The 5,815-nt window shown below is 71.0% G+C and carries 5 protein-coding genes; 4 read left to right on the top strand and 1 reads right to left on the bottom strand.

What is annotated here, in order from left to right; all coding sequences use genetic code 11:
• Positions 1–555: 555 nt before the first annotated feature.
• Positions 556–786 (bottom strand): hypothetical protein, encoded by a 231-nt coding sequence (locus tag K6I34_RS29905; protein ID WP_121796790.1) that lies wholly within the window; start codon positions 784–786, stop codon positions 556–558.
• Positions 787–1,216: 430 nt separating this feature from the next.
• Between K6I34_RS29905 and K6I34_RS29910 the strand changes: the two genes are divergently transcribed.
• The 4 genes from K6I34_RS29910 to K6I34_RS29925 form a co-directional block, all read left to right on the top strand.
• Complete coding sequence (locus K6I34_RS29910) at positions 1,217–3,337, top strand: type IIA DNA topoisomerase subunit B (RefSeq protein WP_229330661.1); 2,121 nt, start codon at positions 1,217–1,219, stop codon at positions 3,335–3,337.
• Positions 3,338–3,605: 268 nt separating this feature from the next.
• Positions 3,606–4,094, top strand: coding sequence for a DUF1453 domain-containing protein (locus K6I34_RS29915; RefSeq protein ID WP_229330663.1), 489 nt, complete (start codon positions 3,606–3,608; stop codon positions 4,092–4,094).
• 34 nt (positions 4,095–4,128) lie between these two features.
• Complete coding sequence (locus tag K6I34_RS29920; RefSeq protein WP_229330667.1) at positions 4,129–5,286, top strand: sensor histidine kinase; 1,158 nt, start codon at positions 4,129–4,131, stop codon at positions 5,284–5,286.
• A partial coding sequence (locus K6I34_RS29925) for a response regulator transcription factor (RefSeq protein WP_229330665.1) occupies positions 5,283–5,815 on the top strand: 533 nt, incomplete at its 3' end. The genes K6I34_RS29920 and K6I34_RS29925, both read left to right, overlap by 4 nt.

Raw genomic sequence — 5,815 nt, forward strand, 5'->3', positions numbered from 1 at the left:
CTCAGGGTCCGGGGCGGCCTCAGGGGCAGGCGGCAGGGTCGGGGCAGGCCGACCGTCCGGGAAAGGCTCAGGAGCCGGGGTCGGGGCAGCCCGGAAAAGCGCACGACCTGGAGGCGGCCCAGGGCCCACGGCAGCCTGTCCCGTCGGCCACGCAGAGCGCCGGAGCCGCGCCGCTGAGGGCTGAGCCGCCCGACACGGACGAGGTGGTACAGAACACGCCGCTCCGGGCTGTCCGCCGGACGCTCCCGCCGCATGACCACCGCAGTGCCGGGGCGCGGCCGAAAGGCCGTGATGAGGCCGCTGAGGGTGCGCTGAAGCCCCCTGACGGCCAATCGTGGACGCCGCAGGAGAACGGATGACCGTGTGCGAGCAGCTGAGCGAAGTGTGGAGGCGGCCGACGGAAGCGCGGGAGCGGTCGGCGGGAGGCCGTGGGCGGCCGATGGGAACGAGAGCGGGCGACCTCCCCCGAGGGGGTGGCCGCCCGCGGCTGCCCGGCCCTGGACGGCCGGACCTCGCTCGTCGTCGGATGCGATGTGTCAGCGTTCCGCCGCGGACTCACCGGTCCTCGTCGGACGCGGACGCCGGAGTGGCGGTGAGCCGCCCCGTCTCGTCCTGTATTTCCGCGGCGATCTTCTTGAGTTCTGGCTCGAACTTACGCCCATGGTGGGCGCAGAAGAGCAGTTCGCCGCCGCTCAGGAGAACGACGCGCAGGTAAGCCTGAGCGCCGCACCGGTCGCAGCGGTCAGCGGCCGTCAGCGGGCTCGCGGGGGTCAGAACAGTAGTCACGTCGCCTCTTCTCTAGCTCGACGAGCTGTCGTACCAGGGTCAACATCCAACCAGGCCGAAAACGTTCCCGCTCGCGCCTTTTCCTCGAAAGTTCCTTCCGGGAGGGTCGGATCTTGACGTTTGGCGGCGAATGAGCCGTATTGCGTGGGCTTACGGTTTCACGTCGCTGGGGGGCATCGGTCCGCCCGGCCGGCTGCCGGGTTGTTCTTGAGGACGTGCCCGGAGCCTAAATGGTTCATGCCTCCAGGGGAACGTGATGTGCGCGTCACTCCATCGAGTCATCGAACGTGTGATCGATGCTGGACTAGCATGGGCATTCCCACGGGTGGCTGCGCAAAGGCTCTACCTGGCCTCGGTACCCTCTGAACGGCAACCGAGCCACACCGCGCCCGACCGGGGCCGAAAAGAAATTCAGCGAGGAGCGAACCGCGTGACCGCCGATACGTCCGTGCCGTCCACTGCGTTGCTGACCGGGGCAGACCGGGACGGATCCAACTACACCGCGCGGCACCTGCTCGTCCTCGAGGGACTGGAGGCCGTCCGCAAGCGGCCCGGCATGTACATCGGCTCCACCGACAGCCGCGGTCTGATGCACTGTCTGTGGGAGATCATCGACAACTCGGTGGACGAGGCCCTGGGCGGCTTCTGCGACCGGATCGAGGTGATCCTCCACGACGACGGCTCGGTGGAGGTCCGTGACAACGGCCGTGGCATCCCCGTGGACGTCGAGCCCAAGACCGGGCTGTCCGGTGTCGAGGTCGTGATGACCAAGCTGCACGCGGGCGGCAAGTTCGGCGGCGGCTCGTACGCGGCCTCCGGCGGTCTGCACGGCGTGGGCGCCTCCGTGGTCAACGCGCTCTCCGCGCGACTGGACGTGGAGGTCGACCGGAACAGCCGGACCCACGCGATCAGCTTCCGGCGCGGCGTCCCCGGCATCTTCACCGAGTCCGGTCCGGACGCGCCGTTCGATCCGGCCAACGGTCTCCTCAAGGGCAAGAAGGTGCCCAAGACCCGTACCGGCACCCGGGTGCGCTACTGGGCGGACCGGCAGATCTTCCTCAAGGACGCGAAGCTCTCCCTGGAGACGCTGTACGGGCGTGCCCGGCAGACCGCGTTCCTGGTGCCGGGCCTCACCATCGTCGTCCGCGACGAGCGGGCCCTGGACGGCGAGGGCGTCACCGAGGAGACGTTCCGCTACGACGGCGGCATCAGCGAGTTCTGCGAGTACCTCGCCCAGGACAAGGCTGTCTGCGACGTGCTCCGGCTGACCGGGCAGGGCACCTTCAAGGAGACCGTCCCGGTCCTCGACGACCGCGGTCACATGACGCCCACCGAGGTCACCCGCGAGCTCGGCGTGGACATCGCCCTCCGCTGGGGCACCGGCTACGACGCGACGGTCAAGTCCTTCGTCAACATCATCGCCACCCCCAAGGGCGGCACGCACGTCACCGGGTTCGAGCGCTCGATCACCAAGACGGTGAACGAGGTGCTCCGCTCCGCCAAGCTGCTGCGCGTGGCCGAGGACGACGTCGTCAAGGACGACGCCATGGAGGGCCTCACGGCCGTGGTGACCGTCCGGCTGGCGGAGCCGCAGTTCGAGGGGCAGACGAAGGAGGTCCTCGGCACCTCGGCGGCGTCCCGGATCGTGGCGAACGTGGTGGCCAAGGAGCTCAAGGCGTTTCTGACCTCCACCAAGCGCGACGCCAAGCAGCAGGCGCGCGCCGTGCTGGAGAAGGTCGTCGCCGCGGCCCGTACGCGCATCGCCGCCCGCCAGCACAAGGAGGCGCAGCGCAGGAAGACGGCGCTCGAGTCCTCCTCGCTGCCGGCGAAGCTCGCCGACTGCCGCAGCGACGACGTCGACCGCAGCGAGCTGTTCATCGTCGAGGGCGACTCGGCCCTGGGCACGGCGAAGCTGGCGCGGAACTCCGAGTTCCAGGCGCTGCTGCCGATCCGCGGCAAGATCCTCAACGTGCAGAAGTCGTCGGTCTCCGACATGCTCAAGAACGCCGAGTGCGGCGCCATCATCCAGGTGATAGGGGCGGGGTCCGGCCGGACCTTCGACATCGACGCGGCGCGCTACGGCAAGGTCATCTTCCTGGCCGACGCCGATGTCGACGGCGCGCACATCCGCTGCCTGCTGTTGACCCTCTTCCAGCGCTACATGCGGCCCATGGTCGAGGAGGGACGGGTGTTCTCCGCGGTGCCCCCGCTGCACCGGGTGGAGCTGATCAACCCCAAGAAGGGGCAGGACAAGTACATCTACACCTACTCCGACAGCGAGCTGCGGCAGACGCTGCTGGAGCTGGAGCGGAAGAACATCCGCTACAAGGAGGGCATCCAGCGCTACAAGGGTCTGGGCGAGATGGACGCCGACCAGCTCGCGGAGACCACGATGGACCCGCGCCACCGCACGCTGCGGCGCATCAACATCAGTGACCTGGAGGCGGCGGAGCGCGCCTTCGACCTGCTGATGGGCAACGAGGTCGCGCCGCGCAAGGAGTTCATCACCAACTCCGCAGCGACCCTGGACCGCTCGCGCATCGACGCCTGACGGAGCGCACGCGTCCGCGTGCCGTATCGATCCGGCGCCCGTCCGTCCGACGGATCCGCGCCGGGTCTCCACCCCCGGGTGGAGTTCACTCTCCACCCGGGCTCCACCTCCGGCTCACCGGCTCCACCCGAAGCCCCACCCGTGGGCCGATCCCCTCCGGGCTCCGCGTCCGTAGCGTCGGATGCGTCGTACCCCACGCGCCCGGGCGCACGAACAGCACGGTCAGACCCTGTGCCGTGCCCCTGGCCAGGTCCACGGAGGCTTTCCCATGTCCGGCTTCATCGACGCCGTAGTGATCGTCGCGGTCTGCGCGATCGTGCTCGTCCGGCAGGCGAGGCCGCGCAGGGCGGAGGCCGATGCCCAACGCTGGTGGCTGCTGCCCGCGGTGCTGGCCGTCCTGGCCGTCCGCGGACCGGGGCCGATCGACTCCGGGCACCCGGCCGCGTCCGTCGGGCTGCTGGCGGGCGGGGTGCTGGCCGGGCTGGCCACGGGCACCGCGTGGGCCTGGACGACCCGAATATGGCGCGACGCCTCCGGGGAGCTCTGGGTACAGGGCAGCAGGGCCACCGGGGCGGTATGGATCGGTGGCATGGTCCTGCGGATCGCGCTCTACGGCACAGGCGCCCTGATCGGGGTCCACCAGAACGGTTCCACCGTGCTGCTGACCGTCGCCGCCGTGCTGCTGGCCCGGTCGGGCGTCCTCCTCCACCGGGCCCGTGACGCCCGCCCGGCGTACGGTGTCCCTGCCGGTGGCTGAGCACGGTGTCGCGGCGGGAGGACCTTTCGTGCCGATGGAGAACTGGACCACGTGGCCCGCACGGGAGGCGCTCTCCCGCGTGGGGGTGCCCCTGCGCAGACAGGTCATGGGCTGGGTGGTGCGGCTCGCGCTGGTCGGGCTCGTCCTGTGGGGGGTGGTGCGCGACGGCGTCCTGCACGGCTGGGGTTTCGGGGCCCTCGCCGTCGGCTTCGCGGTCTGCGTCGTGGGGATCCGGGTCTACTACGTCACGACGCTCGCCCAGCGGCTGTGGCCCTCCCTCGGAGTGCTGGTGGTGCTGTACGGGGTGGGGGCGGGTGCCGAACTGGCGGCGGTGCGCACTCCGGCGATCGTGCTCTGGTGCCTGTGCGCGATCATCGGGATGGAGCGGCTGCCGATGCTGGCCGGGCTGGCCGTCGCGGTGGTGGGCATGGGGTCGTACGCCCTGGTGGCCACGGACGAGCCGTTGGTGATCGCCCTGACGGCGGTCGGGCTGCCGGTGATGGGCTATGCGCTGCGGCTGGACGAGGAGGCGCGGGGGGCCGGCTTCCGGCTGCTGGCCCAGGAGCGGGCGGCGCGCCGTGCCGAGGCGGAGTCGGCGGCGCTGACGGAGCGGGCCCGCATAGCCCGGGAGATCCACGACGTGCTGGCGCACAGCCTGTCCGCGCAGATGGTGCATCTGGAGGCCGCGCGGCTGCTGATCGAGAGAGGGGAGGACCGGCAGCGGATCCTGGAGCGGGTGGTGGCGGCCCGGAGCATGGCCCGGGAGGGCCTGGCGGAGACCCGGCAGGCGCTCTCCGCCCTGCGGGGAGAGATGTCCCGGGTCGAGGAGTTCCTCCGGGAGTCGGCCGCTTCGGAGGGTGCGCGTCTCGAGGTCGCGGGGGAGCCGCGAGACCTGCCCGCCGAGGCCGGGCTGGCGGTGCGCAGGGTGGCGCAGGAGGCCCTGACCAATGTCAGGAAGCATGCGCCGGGCGCCCGGGTGGAGATGAGATTCACCTATCTGGAGAGGGAGGTGGAGCTGTGGATCCGTGATGGCGGGGGACGCCTGAAGTCCGGGGACCTCGGGGTGTCGGGAGCCGGGTACGGTCTGCTGGGGATGCGGGAGCGCGCCGAGTTGCTCGGCGGGACGCTGGAGGCCGGACCGGCCGGACCTGAGCAGGAGGGCTTTGTGGTGCATTTGCGGGTGCCTGCATGACGAGCGGCGCAGGGGGAATCGGAGGCGCGGAGAGCGGCGTCGGCGAGGCGGTGGCCCGGGTCGTGGTGGCGGACGACCAGACCGTGGTCCGCGAAGGCATTGTGATGCTGCTGGGGCTGCTGCCGGGCATCGAAGTGGTCGGGGCGGCGGCAGACGGCCACGAGGCGGTGCGCCTGGTCGCCGAACACGCGCCGGACGTGGTGCTGATGGACCTCCGTATGCCGCGCTGCGACGGGGTGGAGGCGACGCGGCGTATCCGCCGGGAGCATCCGGCGACCCAGGTCGTGATCCTCACGACCTATGCCGATGACGACTCGCTCTTCCCGGCGCTCCGGGCCGGTGCGCGCGGCTATCTCACCAAGGACGCGGGCGGGGAGGAGATCGTGCGTGCCGTGCGGCATGTGATGTCGGGGGAGGCCGGGCTCTCGCCGAATGTGCAGCGGCGGTTGCTGGAGCGGCTGTCCGCGTCCGACGCGTCCGGCGACGCGGGCGCTCACGGTGGTGCGGCGGGTACGAGCGGAGCAGGGGG

The organism is Streptomyces sp. UNOC14_S4, from assembly GCF_020740835.1.
GTDB lineage: Bacteria > Actinomycetota > Actinomycetes > Streptomycetales > Streptomycetaceae > Streptomyces.